Below are 14750 nucleotides of genomic sequence, written 5' to 3'. Positions count from 1 at the left end.
GTGGTGCGGGGTAGCCTGGCGGTGGTCGGGCGGGACGCGTGGCCGTCAGCCAGTCGTCGATGGCTCGGGCGCGCCGCGAAGCGCCCCACACCGTGGATCATGCCGCACAGGCAACCCATCCGTCCGAACCCACCGGTCGTCGCGACCTGCGCCGCAGTCGCCGCCGCGGGCCGCACTCCTGCTGGGACCACCTGCTGCTCGCCCCGCTCTGGCCACTGCACGGCGCCAACCTGGGCACCCTGCTGCGCACCTGCGACGCGGTCGGCGCCTGCCTGGCCGTGCCGAGGCACCCGTGGGTGCCCGAGGCCCTGGCCAGGGGCACACCCTGCGGCACCGCAGCTGCGTGCGCTGGGTCAACGCCCCGGGGCGCTGGCTTGCCGATCAGCGCGCGGCCGGGACCACGCTGGTGGCGGTGGACTGGCGGAGGGGCGCCGCTGGCTGACCTGTCTGCGGCACGGGGACGCACGGTGGTGCTGCTCGGTCACGAGCAACACGGCGTGCCACCCGAGGCGCTGCGCTTGGTGCACCAGGTGGTGGAGATCCCCATGGTGGGCACCAGGCTGAGCCTCACCGTGGCCGTCGCGGGCTCGCTGGTCGCCTACCGGCTGGCCGGATTGCTCTGACCTGCACCGTTGCCGTCACCTGGGCACCGAAGTGTGAATTTCACGGCGGACAGGGCAAGCTGTGCGCGTGTCCAGTTCGCGTGGTGCCCTTCCCGTGTTCCTGTCCGCGGTGGTGCGAAGGCCGAAGGTCATCGGCGCGCTCATCCCGAGTTCGCCCGCCCTCGCGCGCCGCCTGGCCGCGGTCGTGCCCAGCACCGAGTCCCCCGTGGTGGTGGAGCTCGGCGCGGGCACCGGCGCGGTGAGCACCGCGATCGCGCGCAGGATGCCGGAGTCGGGCAGGCACGTGGCCGTGGAGCTGGACGGCGAGTTGGCCGCGCACCTGCAGGAGGCGTTCCCGCGCATCGACGTGGCGCACGCCAATGCCATCCACCTGGACACCGTGCTGGCCGAGCGCGGGCTGGACAGCGTGGACGCGGTGGTCGGCGGACTGCCCTGGTCGCTGATCGGGCCGCCCCAGCAGCAGCGCATCCTCGACCACGTGGCCAAGGTCCTCGCCCCGAACGGGGCGTTCACCACCTTCGCGTACCTGCACGCCCTGCCGCTGGGCGGCGCGCGGTCGTTCCGCGAACTGCTGGAGGCCACCTTCGACGAGGTGCTGCCCACCCGTGTGGTGTGGCGCAACTTCCCGCCCGCGCTGACCTACGTCTGCCGCAGGCCGCACCGGTCCTGAAGACCGCAGGGCCGTGGGAGCGTCCCTGCACGCTCCCACGGCCCCACCCCCGCCCCCGCCGGATCAGCTCACCAGTTGCGCCCCGCGCGCAGCGATCGGGCCACCGCCACCACCGCCGACCAGGGCGGCAGGTCGCCGCCCACGGTCGGGTGGATCACCCAGCGGGTGTCCTCGGTGCTCGCGATCGGTGCGGGCAGCGTCAACGTCCCGGTCAGGAACTGCATGTCCACGCCGGGGTGCCCCAACTCGGCCTGAACCAGCTGCCGGGTGGAGGTCCTGGTCGCGAGCTGGGTGAGCAGCACCCACCTCGGCCGGTGGTGGGCGACCGCCAGCACCGGGCCGGCCAGCATGCCGATGCCCAGCATCGCCTGCACCTCGGCGGCGAAACCGGCCCGCATGGCAATCGCGTCCACGACCTCGCCCAGTCGCAGCACCACCGTGCCGGTGTGCGCCTCGTACCTGGCCGGCCAGCCGTAGAGCCGCTGGTAGGTCTCCGCGATCTCGGTCAGCCGCTGGCGTGACACAGCGCCCTGCTTGGTCTCATCCGTCAACGTCATGATCGCTCACCGACTCCTGAGGTCGAACGCACAAGGGGTTGGACTGGATCACCGCACGTCCTCACCGCGCAGGTGGGCCAGCGCGCGCCGTCGCCCGGCGATCGCGTCGGCCAGCAGGAACGGGTCGGACACGGTCCGGTGCCACGGGTACGGCCACCGGTGGGCCGAGGCGGTGGTGGTGCCCGCCTGGCGCGCTTGCCGTCTCATCGCGGGTCGGCGGGCCGCCTGGGCCGCAGCGGCCCGGGACTGAGCGGTCCAGGTCCCGTCGGCCCCGGCTTGACCGGGCCGCTGGGCGGGGTCTGCAACGCGGGCCGGTAGCCGCAGTGGAAGTCGCGGGTCATCGTGTTCTCCTCGGGTTGCCAGGTGGTGGGGTTGGCGGTAAACAGCCAACCTCCTCACCCCGGCATTGGTCACGAGCGGCGGAGGAGATTTCCGCTGGGCTAATCAATGAGCCGTCGAGCTGCGGCAACGTCAATGGGTTGAGGATTCTTGTGCACGCTGTGCACAAGAACGGTGGCCGCCATGCATGAACCGACTCAGAGACGCTCTCTACCTGCGGATCCTTCATGTTGAACGCGCTGTGTCGTGCATATCACTCTGTGTTGAACACGTCGCCGAGACGTCGGTGAATGCGTACCTGGCGAATTCCTGTGAACGCTGGTTCGGATCTTGTACTGCATAACCCGCTGGGTGATCCTGGTTGTGGTGATGTCGGGGAGGAGAGCCTTGTGGCGCAGTCCAAGCGGCCTGGCGACAAGTCAGATCGGGATGCACTTCGCGAGTTGATGATTTCCCAGCGTCGCACAATGGAAGAGGTCGCGGACGAGTTCCGCGCCCGCTGGCGGTTCTCCCCGCTGGCCGCCTACCGCTACGCGCTCGGACTGACCCAGACCGAGGTGGCCCGCCGCTACAACGAGATCACCGGCGATTCCGCGGCCCGTATGGACGCCAGCGTGCTGTCCAAGCTGGAGCAGTGGCCCGCGATCAGCGGCAAGCGGCCCACCGTGCACAACCTCGCGGTGCTCGCCGAGGCGTACGGCACCCAGCCCTGCCGACTGGTCGCCGCCGCGGACGTGGGCAAGTTGCCCGCGGTGGACCGACTGGTGCTGGGGCTGGACGCCCCGCCGCGTCCCCCGCGGGCCGTACCGGTTCACGGCCTGTCCTCGATCCCGCTGCCGCGCTCGGTCACGCCGCCGCCACCGGTGATCGAGGACTCGGAGCCCGAGCAGGACGCGGGCAGACGTCGCGCCCTGTTGCAGCGCCTGCTCAGCAGCACCGGCACCACCCTGGCCCCGCCGCTGCTCGACGCCGTGGAGCAGGCCCGCCGCGCCATGGACGACACGCTCTGCTTGGGCACGGTCTCGGTCACCAAGATCGACCTGATCGAGGAGGGCGTGGCCAACCACCTGCGCGCCTACACGCACACCCCGCCGCTGCCCATGCTCGGCATGATCATCGCCGACTTCCTTGAGGTGCGGCACCTGTCCTCGGTGCGCCAGCCCGCGAGCATCCAGGTGCGACTGAGCCAGGTCACCTCCATGCTCGCCACGCTGGCCGCCGACGCGCTGATGAAGTGCGGGCAGGTGGCCGACGCGCACGCCTGGTACGGCACCGCCAGGCTGGCCGCCGACGACGCGGGCAACCCCCGGCTGCGGGCCCAGGTCCGCGCGCAGGCGGCGATGCTGCCCTACTACTTCGGCAGCCTCACCGACACCATCCGGCTGGCCCGCGAGGCGCAGACCATCTCGGCGGCCAGCCCCTGCTCGGCGACCACGCTGGCCGCCGCAGCCGAGGCGAGGGCCCTGGCGCGCATGGGGCAGCACGACCGGGCCGAGCAGGCCCTGCGCCGGGCACAGGAGTTGTTCGAGCGCACCGGGTCCGCCGACACCGACGAGGCGTTCGTGTTCTCCGAGAAGCGGCTGCTGTTCTACCTCTCGGGCACGCTGACCTACCTGCGCCAGACCCGCCGCGCCGACCAGGTGCAGCACCAGGCGCTGAAGCTCTACCGGGGGACCGGCGGGGTGCTCGACCCCGCGCTGGTGCAGCTGGACCGCGCCGTGTGCCTGGCCAGTGACGGCGAGGTCGCCGACGCGGCCCAGCTCACCACGCACACGTTGGCCACGCTGCCCGAGCAGCACCGGACCAGCATCGTCTACACGCGGGTGCGCGACGTGATCGAGGCTGTGCCGCACCGCTACGAACGGCACCGCTCGGTGGACGAACTGCGCGGCCTGCTGGCCACGTCGGTGGCCGCACGATGAGCGAGCTCGCGAGCGAGGTGCGGCGATGAGTGCGACGCACATGCCGCCGCTGGCCGAGGTGGACTTCACCGAACCGACCACGCGGCGGACCCTGGCGCTGGCCTGCCTGCACGCGGGCATCGACGACAGCGACGCGATGCTGCTGCGCCACCAGACCAACGCCGTGTACCTGCTGCGCGGCGCGGGGATCGTCGCCAAGATCGCCAGGCCGGGCGGGGAGCTGACCACCGTCAGCAGGACGGTCAGCCTGGTGAAGTGGCTGTCCGGGCAGGGTTTTCCCACTGTCGGACTGTCCAGGGGCGTGCCGCAGCCGCTGTTCGTCGCGGACAGCGCGGTCACCTTCTGGGACTACCTGCCGCAGACCGCGCCGATGGCCGCCGCCGACTTCGCCGTCCCGCTGCGCCAACTGCACCGCTCGCCCGCGCCGCCGAACCCGTTGCCACCGCTGAACATGGTGGGTGCGATCCGCTGCTCCCTGCACGCCAGCCGCATCCTCACCGAGGACCAGCGCGAGCACCTGCTCGACCGCTGCGACCGGCTGGCCGCCCGCCTCCAGGCGGTGCGCTACCTGTTCCCGCCGGGCCTGGTGCACGGGGACCCCCAGCACCGCAACGCCCTGCACACCGCCACCGGCCCGGTGCTGTGCGACTGGGACAGCGCCCGGTACGGCCAGCTGGAGTGGGACCTGGCCACGGTGGAGATCCACTGCCGCCGGTTCGGCTACCCCGAGCAGGAGTACACCGACTTCGCCCGCGCCTACGGCCTGGACATCCGCGAGTGGACCCACTTCGACACGATCCGCGACCTGCGCGAACTGCGGATGATCACGACCAACGCGCGCAAGTGCACCCCGGGCAGCCCTGGCGCCGCCGAGGTGGTCAACCGGGTGCAGCGCTGGGGCCGCGCCGAACCCCACCGCTGGAGCATCCTCTAGCCGGGACTCGCCCACGGGTGAGCGGGACTGGCCCGCGCCAGAGCGGGACTCGCCGACGGCTGGGCGGGACTCGCCGGTGCTCGCCCGCGACAAGCCGCCCCCACCCGCGAGTCCCGCTCTCCAGCGTGCGAGTCCCGCCCTGGGGAGCGCGAGTCCCGCCCACAGTTGCGCGAGTCCCGTTCTCAGGTGCATGAGTCACACCCAACGGGAAGTCGGGCACGATCGCGCAGGCGCGCTGAAGTGGCTGGTCAGGGCGTCGACTCATCCTCCAGGATGATCTGCAATCCCACTTTTGGTCAGTACCTCGGTCCCAGAAGCCGACGCGCCCGCGCGGGATCGCAGGCACGATGGTCGGCATGACCAAGCCCTTGCACGACCTGCGGGTGTTCCTCAGCGCGCTGCGCCGCAGACCGGCTGCCATCGGTGCGATCGCACCAAGCGGTCCGACCCTGGCCGGGTTGCTGGCCTCGGTGGCACCGTCCACAGGGGAGCCGGTGGTCGTGGAGCTGGGGCCGGGCACGGGCTCGGCGACCAGGGCGCTGGGCCGCAGGTTGCCCGCCACGGCACGGCACCTGGCCGTGGAGATCGATGGTGAACTGGTGGAGCACCTGCGCACGGCGCACCCCGGCCTGGAGGTCGTGCACGGTGACGCGGCGCACCTGGCCAAGCTGCTGGCGGAGCGGGACGTGCAGCAGGTGGACGCGGTGATCAGCGGCCTGCCCTGGGCGCTGTTCCCGGAGGAGTTGCAGCGGGCGATCCTGGAACAGGTCGGTGCGGTGCTGGCGCCGGGCGGGGCGTTCGCGACCTTCGCCTACGTGCACGCCCTGCCGATGGGCCGGGCGAGGCGGTTCCGCGCGCTGCTCGCGGAGAGTTTCGACGAGGTCATCGTGACCAGGGTGGTGTGGGCCAACGTGCCGCCCGCGATCAGCTACATCTGTCGGCGGCCAGTCGTGCGGACCGATGCCGGCTGACCTGCTCGGCGGCTTGCCCGCCCCGCTGGTGCTGCTGGTCGCGGGCGGTTTCGTGGTGGTGGAGGCGGCGCTGGTGATCGGCGTGGTGCTACCGGGGGCCAGCGCGCTGCTCACCCTGGGCGTGCTCACCCAGGCCGGGCTCGTGCCGCTGCCGGTCTCCGTGGTGACGGGGGCGCTGGCGGCCTTGGCGGGCAGCCAGGCGGCCTACGCGTTCGGCCGGTGGCGACCGCACGCGTTGAGCAACCGCTGGCTGGCGCACCCGCGCGCGGCCAGGGCCAGGCAGTTGCTGGCGCGGTTCGGCGGGGCGGCCGTCCTGCTGGGGCAGTGGGTGGTCGGCGCGCGCACCCTGACGCCCCGGCTGGCGGCGGCCTCGGGGCTGCCCTACCGGCGGTTCCTGCCCTGGAACCTGCCGTCGGCGGCGGTGTGGGGGACCGTCATGGTGCTACTGGGGTATGCGGCGGGCGAGGCGTACCAGCGGGTGTCCTGGGTGTTGGCGGTGGTGGCGGCGGGCCTGCTGGTGCTGCTCGTGCTGGTGGCCCGGCGCTGGCTGCGGCGCAATCCGCTACCGGGGGAGGTCGTGACCGATACCCCGGTACGGGTCGAGGGATCGCTCCGCTGAGTGACGACCGGGCACCTGCCCGGGCAATACGGTCTTGGCCATGGAGAAGGTGGAGGTCCAGGACTGGCTGGACAAGGGCCTGGACGCGGTACGGGTGGTGGTCTGGACCGGGGTCGAGGGCGACCAGGCCGACCGGGACCGGATGAAGCTGACCGTTCCGCAGCTCAGCCAACGGCAACTGCTGTTCCTCGGGGCGGCCGCGGCCATGGCGGGCATGCTGGGGATCGCGGCCTTCGGGCTCAACGGGTTCTTCCGGGCGGCCACCCAGCTCGGCGCGATGTTCTGCCTGCTGGCGGCGGCGATCTACACGGGCTTCGTGGCCCGGCAGCAGCCGCTGATGGCCTGGCGGATCTGCAGCCTGCTGGTGCTGGTCGGCACGGTGGTCGGCGGGGACGCCGAGCTGCTGCTCTGGCTGGTCTACATGTACGTGCTGGCGTTCGTCGCCTACCTGCACAAACCCTGGATCGTCGGGGCCACCGGCGTGCTGTCCGGGGTGGTGCTGCTGTTCAGCATGACGCTCCTCGGGCGCAACAGTCCCACCGGCGTGCTGTTCGCCATCGTCCTGCCGATCGTCGTGGGCACGCTGGCGGGCTCGCTGAACCGCACTCGCCGGGAACTGGCCCTGCACCAGCGGGCCTCGGCGCAGTCCGACGCCGACCGGGCGCGGCTGGAGGAGCGGGCCCGCATCGCCCGCGAGATGCACGACATCGTGGCGCACCACATGTCGATGATCGTCGTGCGCTGCGAGACTGCCCGCTACCGGCTGGCGGACGTGCCGGAGCCCTGCGTGGAGGAGTTCACGGGCATCGGCGAGGCGGCCCGCTCCGCGATGACCGACATGCAGCGGCTGCTCGGTGTGCTGCGGGGTGCGGACCAGGCCCCGGACATGGCCCCGCAGCCGGGGCTGACCGAGCTGACCGAGCTGGTGGACAGCGCGCGCGGCGCGGGGGTGGACGTCGCGTTGGAGGTGTCCGTGGACGGCGAGGTGCCTGCCGCGGTCGGGCTCACGGCGTACCGGGTGGTGCAGGAGGGGCTCACCAACGCGGGCAAGCACGCGCCGGGCGCGCCGGTCTCGGTGGAGGTGCGGCGCGAGGGCACGGTGCTGACCGTGACGGTGCGCAACGGGATCAGCCCGCGCCCGGTGGCCGAGCAGCAGACCGGGGGCCACGGGCTGGTCGGCATCACCGAACGGGTCAAGCTGCACGGCGGGGTCGTGCACTCCGGGCCCACCGAGGACGGCGGCTTCGTGCTGCGTGCCACGATCTTGCTGGAGGTGCCGAAGTGATCCGGGTGCTCGTGGTCGACGACCAGGCGATGGTCCGCGAGGGCTTCTCCGCGCTGCTGGCGGCGCAGGAGGACATCGAGGTGGTCGGCACGGCCGAGAACGGGGAGCAGGCCGTGCGGCTGGTGGCCGAGCGGCTGCCGGACGTGGTGCTGATGGACGTGCGCATGCCCGTGCTGGACGGGCTGCGCGCCGCCGAGCGCATCCTGCTCGCGCACGGCTGCCAGGCCAAGGTGCTGATGCTGACCACCTTCGACCTGGACGACTACGTGTACGAGGCGCTGCGGGTGGGGGCCAGCGGGTTCCTGCTCAAGCACGCGCCCGCCAGCGAACTGGTCACCGCCGTGCGGGTGGTGGCCGAGGGCGAGGCCCTGCTGGCGCCCTCGGTGACCCGGCGGCTGATCCACGACTTCGTGCGGGCCCAGCCCACCGGGCGGGCGCTGCGGGCCAGGCCGGACTCGCTCAGCGCGCTGACCGCGCGGGAGACCGAGGTGCTGGTGCTGGTCGCGCAGGGCCTGTCCAACGCCGAGATCGCGACCGAGCTGGTGCTGGCCGAGCAGACGGTCAAGTCGCACGTCAGCCGGGTGCTCACCAAGCTGGCGCTGCGGGACCGGGCGCAGGCGGTGATCGTGGCCTACGAGTCGGGGCTGGTCGCGCCGACCCGCTGACCGAGTGGCGAGCGGCCTAGTTCTTTCGTCGGTTGTCCACCTGGGTGAGCGCTGGGCAGGATCGTCAGTCGTGAGAACTTCTCGGATGGTTGCCGTGCTGGCCGCGTTCGTCGCCTTGCCGCTGGCCGCCCCGCTCGCGGCGGCCGCGGCGCCGCCCGGACCGGTTTTCGCCGACGGCCAGGCACAACCGGTGTTCGACCCCAACGACGTGGTGCGCCAGGACGTGTTCGTGCGTGTGCCGGTGGACAGCGACGCCGACGGCAAGCCCGACGAGATCCACGTGCAGCTGACCCGGCCGAGGGCCACCGAGCAGGGCCTGAAGGTGCCCTCGGTGTACCAGATCAGCCCGTACTTCGCGGGCGGCAATGAGGTCGCGAACCACAACGTGGACGTGGAGTTGCACGTTCCGGGACCCAACGCGGGCCCGATCTCCTCCCGCTACGACGCCTACTTCCTGGCCCGTGGCTTCGCGATGGTCTACGCGGAGTCGTTGGGCAGCGGCCAGTCCACCGGCTGCCCGACCACCGGCGGCCGCAACGAGACCGCGGGCGGCAAGGCCGTCGTCGACTGGCTCAACGGCCGCGCCACCGCGCGCGACGCGGCGAACAAGCCGGTGACCGCCTCCTGGTCCACCGGCAAGGTCGGCATGATCGGCACCTCCTACAACGGCACACTGCCCAACGCCGTTGCCTCCACCGGGGTTCAGGGCCTGGAGGCCATCGTGCCCATCGCCGCCATCTCCAGCTGGTACGACTACTACCGCGACTCCGGGGCCGTCGTGGCCGCGGGCGGCTACCAGGGCGAGGACGCCGACGTGCTGGCCCGCTACGTCTACACCAGGGCCGACCGCGAGATCTGCAAGCCGGTGATGGCCAAGCTGGAGCGCGAGCAGGACCGGATCACCGGTGACTACAACGAGTTCTGGGACGAGCGCAACTACCTCAACGAGGTCGGCTCCGTGCACGCCGCCGTGCTGGAGGCACACGGGCTCAACGACTGGAACGTCAAGCTCAAGCAGGCCGCCCAGTGGTACGCGGCGCTGCGCGAACACGGTGTGCCGCACAAGCTCTGGCTGCACCAGAGCGCGCACACCGACCCGATCAGCCTGCGCAAGGACGAGTGGCTCAAGGCCCTCAACCGCTGGTTCACCCGGTACGTCTACGGGCAGCGCAACAACGTCGAGGCGGAGCCGCGCCTCACCATCCAGCGCGAGGACCTGAGCTGGACCGACGAGGCCGAGTGGCCCAACCCGGCCGCCGCCGACGCGGTGCTGCGCCCCTCGGCGGGTGGCCGGACCCAGGGCGGGCTCGCGGCCCAGCGCTCGGGCCACGCCGTGGAACAGCTCACCGATGACGCCACGAAGACCGCCGAGCAGCTCACCGACGCGGCGAGTTCGGTCAACCGGCTGTCCTACGCCACCGCGGCGACCAACAAGCCGCTGCGTGTCAGCGGAACGCCTGGCCTGCGCGTGAAGGTGGCCTTCGACAAGCCCGCGGCCAACCTCACCGCCCTGCTGGTCGACCGCGGCCCCGACGGCAGGAACAAGATCATTACCAGGGGCTGGACCGACCCGCAGAACCGCGACAGCCTCTGGGACAGCCAGCCGGTGCGGCCCGGCGAGTCCTACTCCCTGCAGATCCGCTTGCAGCCCAAGGACTACGTGCTGCCCGCCGGGCACCGGTTCGGGCTGGTGCTGCTGTCCAGCGACCACGACTTCACGCTGCGGCCCAAGCCGGGTACCGGGCTGTCGGTGGACCTGGCGGGCACGGCGCTGACCCTGCCGCTGGTCGGCGGGGCCGCCGCGCTTCAGTCGGCGACCAGCCCCGCCCGGTAGGCGTAGGCGACGGCCTGCGCGCGATCGCGCAGGCCCGCCTTCGCGAACAGGTGGTTGACGTGGGTCTTGACCGTGGCCTCGCTGACCACCAGCCGACGGGCGATCTCGGTGTTGGACAGCCCGGCCGCGATCAGCCGTAGCACGTCCACCTCACGCGGGGTGAGCCCGTCGGCGGGTTCGGCGGCAGGCCTGCGGGACGGCCCGCCCGCGGCCGCCTCGACCAGCCTGCGCTGCACCTCACCGTCCAGTGTGGACTGACCGGCCGCCGCCGCGTGCAGCGCGCGGGCGATCGCCTCCGCGTCGGCGTCCTTGGTCAGGAAACCCCGTGCGCCAGCGCGCAAAGCCGCGAGCACCGACTCGTCGTCGGTGTAGGTGGTCAGCACCACGACCTCCGTGCCCGGGTGCTCGGCGCGCACTCGCGTGGTGGCCGCCACCCCGTCGGTGCGTGGCATGCGCAGGTCCACCAGCAGCACGTCGGGCTGGAGCCGGGCCACCAGCTCCAGGGCCTGCTCGCCGTCGGCCGCCGCGCCCACCACCTCGATGCCCGGCAGCAGCCCCAGCAGGGTGGTCAGCCCCTCCCGCACGACGGTCTGGTCATCGGCCAGCACCACTCGCAGTGCCGTCACGCCGGGACCACCAGCCGAACCTCCCACCCGTCCTCCTTCGGTCCGGTCCACAACTGCCCGCCGATCAGCTCGGCGCGTTCGCGCATGCCCAGCAGACCGTAGCCGCCCTTGGTCCCGGTCGGCGCGGGACGCCCCGGCCGGTCGGCGACCGTCAGCACCGTGCGCCCGTCCTGGTAGTCCAGCTCCGCGCGGACGGGAGCGCCCGGCGCGTGCTTGCGCGCGTTGGTCAGCGCCTCCTGCGCGGTGCGGTACAGGGCGGTCGCGGCCTCAGCGGGCAGCGCACGGGGCGTGCCGTGCACCGCGAACTCCGCCGCAGCCCCGGACTCCAGCCGGAACGCCGTCACCAGGTCGGCGATCGCCCGCTCGTCGGGCACCGTGTCCTCACGCAGCGCCGCCACCGCCCGGCGCGCCTCCGCCAGCCCGTCGGCGGCCAGCTTCTGCGCCCGCGTCACCTGGTCGACCGCCTCCTGGCTCGCCCCGTCGCGCACCAGCATCAGCCGCGCGCCCTGTAGGTTCAGCGACAGGCCCGCCAGCGAGTGCGCCAGCACGTCGTGCACCTCGCGGGCGATGCGCGCCCGCTCGGCCAGCGCCGCCGCCCTGGTGTGCTCCTCGATCGCGGTCTGCTTGCGCGCCAAGGAAACCTCGGCCTGCTCCAGCTGCTCCTCGCGGGCCCGCCGGTTGGTGGCCGCCAGCACTAGGACCAGCACACTGGCGCCCATCCCGGCGGCCAGCACCGGCTGGTTGTCGAACACCAGGAACGGCAGTCCCGCACCGACGATCGCGATGCCGACAGCCACCAGGCCCACCACCCTGGGCTGCTGGTAGCGCACGGCGACCCGGGCCGCCCAGAACAGCACCGCCACGGTGCCGCCCACTGGCGTGATCATCCACAGCAGGGCGCCCGAGCCGACGAACACCAGCAGCCCCACCGAGGACAGCAAGGCCGGGGCACGCACCGGCAGGGGCACCAGCGTCAGGTTGGACAGCACCACCAGGACCATCAGCGCCATCGCCACGCCCTGGTTGGCGAACCTGAACTCGGCGATCCGCAGCAGCGGCCAGGTCGTGCCCAGCACCAGCAGTGAAGGGGCCAGCCGCAACAGCGTCAGCAGGGCCACGTTCGCCCTGCCATGGGGAACGAAGCCCTGCCACGGTCGTCCGGTCACGGCACCATCATGCACGGCGCGCGGCCAGCGGCATCCTCAGCTGCTGCGCGCGGTAGAACACCATCAGGTTCTGCACGCCGATGCTCAGCCCGAAGGTCAGCAGCATCGAGGCCGTGGTCAGCGTGCCGCTCACGCCCAGTGCCGCGGCCAGGAACCCGGCGCCCACCCGCACCGCGATCGTGCTCAGCCACAGCACGAGGGTCAGCGGGGAGCCCTTCTGGTACAGCCCGCCGTCCCTGATCGACAGCCGGGTGCTGGCCCCGCGCGCCGCGCCCAGGCCGATCAGCAGCAGCACGTCCACCGCGAAGAACCCCAACTCGCCGGCGGAGGCCGTGCTCATCGCGGTGCTGGCCGAGAACAGGCCGATGGCGACCAGGATCGCGGGCATCAGCACCAGCGAGCGCTGCGTCACCGGGGCGCCCACCACCTGCTTGCCGATCACCCGGATCACGACGAACGCGCCGATCAGGATCGCCGGGACCAGGTTGAGCGAGGACATCGTGACTCCTTGGAACTCCGCTGCTCCCCAGGTGGGAGCGGCACTGCACCAAGACTGCTCGGCGGGGGCGCGGAAATCCTCGGTCCCCGGGTGGGACCGAGGTGGAACCGCGGCCTCCACCCTGGGGTGGAGAGCGCGGCAGCGTAGCCCAGGCCACCGACAACCAGCCCCGTCCAGCCCCGCGGAACCCCGAGTTGTCCACACCCACCCGATTCGTCCACAGTTCCCGGATCACCCCCTGCGCCCGCCGTGCCCCCGGCGGACCGTGGAGGCATGACCACTCCACTGCGAGCCAGCGTCCACCTGAACGACCTGGGCGGGCTGCTCTCCGGCCTGCCCGCCCTGGTGGGCTTCCACCCCGAGGAGTCCTTGGTACTGCTCGGCATGCGCGGTCGTGACCCGTGCGTGGTCGAACTCGTCCTGCGGGTGGACCTGCCACCGCCGCAGGAGTGCCCGCGCGTGCTGGAGCGCCTGCTGCTCCCGCTGCGCTCGCAGTCGGTGGGCTCCGTCGTGGCCGTGGTGGTCAGCGAGCACGCCCCCGACCGCCACCGCCAGGTCGCCGACGAACTGCGCGCGGCCCTGGCCGAGGCCGGGATCCGCCCGGTGCGAATGCTGTGGGCGAACTCGGTCCGGCACGGGGCGGCGTGGGGCTGCTACGGGGACTGCCTGTGCGGCGGCACGCTGACCGAGCCGGACAGCTCGGTGCTCGCCACCGCGCTGACCGCCGCGGGCAAGGTCACCTTCAGCTCCCGTGAGGCACTGGCCAGGATGCTCGACCCTGAGGACGAGGACGTCCTGCGCCGTCGCGGTCAGCAGCTCGACCTCGCGATCGCCGAGGACAGTTCCACCCCGGCCGAGCACTTCGCCCGGGTGCGCCGCGCGCTCGCCGGTGACAGCCTGCCCACTGCGGACGAGGAGGTGGTCGCCCTTGGCATGGCGCTGTCCGACTACCGGGTTCGCGACGCATGTCTGGGCTTCTGCCTAGGTGAGGACTCCTCACGTGCCGAACGGTTGTGGCTGGCGCTCGCCCGCGCCCTGCCCGCGCCCGAACTCGCCGAGCCCGCCCTGCTCTACGGCGTGTGCGCCTACCTGCGCGGTGACTGCACCACCGCAGCCATCGCCCTGGACCGGGCAGAGGAAGCACTGCCCGACCACAACCTCGCCATCCTGCTGAACCAGGCCATCGTGCTGGGGCTGCCGCCGCACCGGATCCGCACCATCGTGGCCGACACCGCCGCCGACGCCGAACTGGATCTGCGGGAGGCTGATGGCACGATCTGATCAGCGCCCCGGTGCTGGGTGAGGAACCCGATCTGGTCGGCCGCCGCCTGCTCGAACAGCGGTCCCTGGTGCACCAGGGCGGCGCAGTGGAACTGCCGCTCTGCGCCGTGGGCCTGCAACAGGGCACCCGAGTCGGGCTCACCCACCAGTGGGACGAGCCGCGCAGCCGATCCGCAGGGCGAGGGCCGCCAGCGCCCTGAGCTGGGGTAGCAAGCGCTTGCGCACCAGGCCGAGGTAGGGCACCTGCGACACCACTGCCCGCGCCCCGGGATCCCGGGCGGCCAGGGTGAGCACGTGGCAGCCGCTGAACGAGGTGCCCCACAGGGCGATGCGCTCGGCGCCGACCCCAGGCAGGTCGCGCGCGAACCCCAGCGCGGCCCGCCAGTCGGCGAGCTGCTCCGGTACGTCGACCACCTGGCGCGGTAGGCCTTCGCTGGCGCCGAAGCCGCGGTAGTCGAAGGCGAGCACGGCCATGCCCGCCTCGGCGAACCGGCAGGCGCAGGCATCCAGCCCGGCCTCGCGCACGGCGCCGTGGCTGCGGAAGGTCACGTCCTCCCTGGTCACCGGCGGACGGTGGGTGTCCAGGAACCGGGCCGTACCCGCACGCAGGGTCTGCCGGGGGGCAGCCACAGGCCCAGTGGCAGCTCCTCGCCGTCACGGGTGGGGATCCGGTACTCGTGCGGCCCGGGCCGGGGCGCCGCGTGCGCAGGAAGCCGCCCAAGCCGGTGAATGCCTGCCGCACCCAGGCCCTGGCTGCCA

General features: G+C 72.4%; 17 protein-coding genes. 10 read left to right on the top strand and 7 right to left on the bottom strand.

All coding sequences use genetic code 11. The features are described from left to right. The first annotated feature begins 59 nt into the window (after window positions 1-59). Together KALB_RS34065 and KALB_RS34060 are read left to right on the top strand one after the other, a co-directional pair. Complete coding sequence (locus KALB_RS34065) at window positions 60-623, top strand: TrmH family RNA methyltransferase (RefSeq protein ID WP_236650082.1); 564 nt, start codon at window positions 60-62, stop codon at window positions 621-623. Between the two features lie 67 nt (window positions 624-690). Then, window positions 691-1293 (top strand): class I SAM-dependent methyltransferase, encoded by a 603-nt coding sequence (locus KALB_RS34060; protein ID WP_025360152.1) that lies wholly within the window; start codon window positions 691-693, stop codon window positions 1291-1293. Between the two features lie 68 nt (window positions 1294-1361). Here the strand turns inward: KALB_RS34060 and KALB_RS44540 are convergent, their stop codons facing one another. Genes KALB_RS44540 through KALB_RS47895 form a run of 3 tightly spaced genes read right to left on the bottom strand, consistent with a single transcriptional unit; the run spans window position 1362 to window position 2191 of the window. Then, window positions 1362-1850 (bottom strand): hypothetical protein, encoded by a 489-nt coding sequence (locus KALB_RS44540; protein ID WP_025360151.1) that lies wholly within the window; start codon window positions 1848-1850, stop codon window positions 1362-1364. A gap of 48 nt (window positions 1851-1898) precedes the next feature. After that, complete coding sequence (locus tag KALB_RS47900; protein ID WP_158510865.1) at window positions 1899-2057, bottom strand: hypothetical protein; 159 nt, start codon at window positions 2055-2057, stop codon at window positions 1899-1901. Continuing rightward, on the bottom strand, window positions 2054-2191 hold the full coding sequence (locus tag KALB_RS47895; protein WP_158510864.1) for a hypothetical protein: 138 nt from the start codon (window positions 2189-2191) through the stop codon (window positions 2054-2056). The genes KALB_RS47900 and KALB_RS47895 overlap by 4 nt, the downstream gene beginning before the upstream one ends. A 465-nt stretch (window positions 2192-2656) precedes the next feature. On the opposite strand from KALB_RS47895, the gene KALB_RS34050 reads away from it, so the two are divergent. From KALB_RS34050 to KALB_RS34020, 7 genes are all read left to right on the top strand, one after another. Continuing rightward, on the top strand, window positions 2657-4111 hold the full coding sequence (locus KALB_RS34050) for a helix-turn-helix domain-containing protein (protein WP_025360150.1): 1455 nt from the start codon (window positions 2657-2659) through the stop codon (window positions 4109-4111). Between the two features lie 25 nt (window positions 4112-4136). Next, window positions 4137-5045, top strand: a complete 909-nt coding sequence (locus tag KALB_RS34045) for a phosphotransferase (protein ID WP_201771851.1) — start codon at window positions 4137-4139, stop codon at window positions 5043-5045. Between the two features lie 356 nt (window positions 5046-5401). Beyond that, window positions 5402-6016, top strand: coding sequence for a class I SAM-dependent methyltransferase (locus KALB_RS34040; protein WP_025360148.1), 615 nt, complete (start codon window positions 5402-5404; stop codon window positions 6014-6016). Continuing rightward, complete coding sequence (locus KALB_RS34035; RefSeq protein ID WP_025360147.1) at window positions 6006-6635, top strand: DedA family protein; 630 nt, start codon at window positions 6006-6008, stop codon at window positions 6633-6635. Before KALB_RS34040 ends, KALB_RS34035 begins: the two co-directional genes overlap by 11 nt. Window positions 6636-6675: 40 nt before the next feature. Continuing rightward, a complete protein-coding gene (locus tag KALB_RS34030) occupies window positions 6676-7920 on the top strand; it encodes a sensor histidine kinase (RefSeq protein WP_025360146.1) in 1245 nt (414 codons plus the stop codon). After that, entirely contained in the window at window positions 7917-8585 is a 669-nt protein-coding gene (locus KALB_RS34025) for a response regulator transcription factor (RefSeq protein ID WP_025360145.1), read from the top strand. Before KALB_RS34030 ends, KALB_RS34025 begins: the two co-directional genes overlap by 4 nt. 70 nt (window positions 8586-8655) lie before the next feature. Further along, complete coding sequence (locus KALB_RS34020; protein WP_025360144.1) at window positions 8656-10419, top strand: Xaa-Pro dipeptidyl-peptidase; 1764 nt, start codon at window positions 8656-8658, stop codon at window positions 10417-10419. Here KALB_RS34020 and KALB_RS34015 read toward each other — a convergent pair. From KALB_RS34015 to KALB_RS34005, 3 genes are read right to left on the bottom strand one after another with little or no spacing between them, the layout of a single operon-like run. Then, window positions 10392-11045 (bottom strand): response regulator, encoded by a 654-nt coding sequence (locus KALB_RS34015; RefSeq protein WP_030109142.1) that lies wholly within the window; start codon window positions 11043-11045, stop codon window positions 10392-10394. The genes KALB_RS34020 and KALB_RS34015 overlap by 28 nt on opposite strands. Beyond that, on the bottom strand, window positions 11042-12211 hold the full coding sequence (locus tag KALB_RS44535) for a sensor histidine kinase (RefSeq protein ID WP_025360142.1): 1170 nt from the start codon (window positions 12209-12211) through the stop codon (window positions 11042-11044). The genes KALB_RS34015 and KALB_RS44535 overlap by 4 nt, the downstream gene beginning before the upstream one ends. A 7-nt stretch (window positions 12212-12218) precedes the next feature. Further along, complete coding sequence (locus KALB_RS34005) at window positions 12219-12710, bottom strand: DUF1453 family protein (protein ID WP_025360141.1); 492 nt, start codon at window positions 12708-12710, stop codon at window positions 12219-12221. 273 nt (window positions 12711-12983) lie between these two features. Here KALB_RS34005 and KALB_RS34000 point away from each other — a divergent pair, with 273 nt between their 5' ends. Continuing rightward, window positions 12984-13991 (top strand): DUF4192 domain-containing protein, encoded by a 1008-nt coding sequence (locus KALB_RS34000; protein ID WP_025360140.1) that lies wholly within the window; start codon window positions 12984-12986, stop codon window positions 13989-13991. A 138-nt stretch (window positions 13992-14129) separates the two neighbouring features. Here the strand turns inward: KALB_RS34000 and KALB_RS33995 are convergent, their stop codons facing one another. Beyond that, window positions 14130-14621 (bottom strand): alpha/beta hydrolase, encoded by a 492-nt coding sequence (locus tag KALB_RS33995; protein WP_025360139.1) that lies wholly within the window; start codon window positions 14619-14621, stop codon window positions 14130-14132. Window positions 14622-14750 lie beyond the last annotated feature (129 nt).

The organism is Kutzneria viridogrisea DSM 43870 (genome assembly GCF_000525635.1).
In the GTDB taxonomy this organism is placed as follows: Bacteria; Actinomycetota; Actinomycetes; order Mycobacteriales; family Pseudonocardiaceae; genus Kutzneria; species Kutzneria viridogrisea.
Note: the sequence above shows the minus strand (reverse complement) of the source record. Positions and strands in the feature narration are given on the sequence as shown.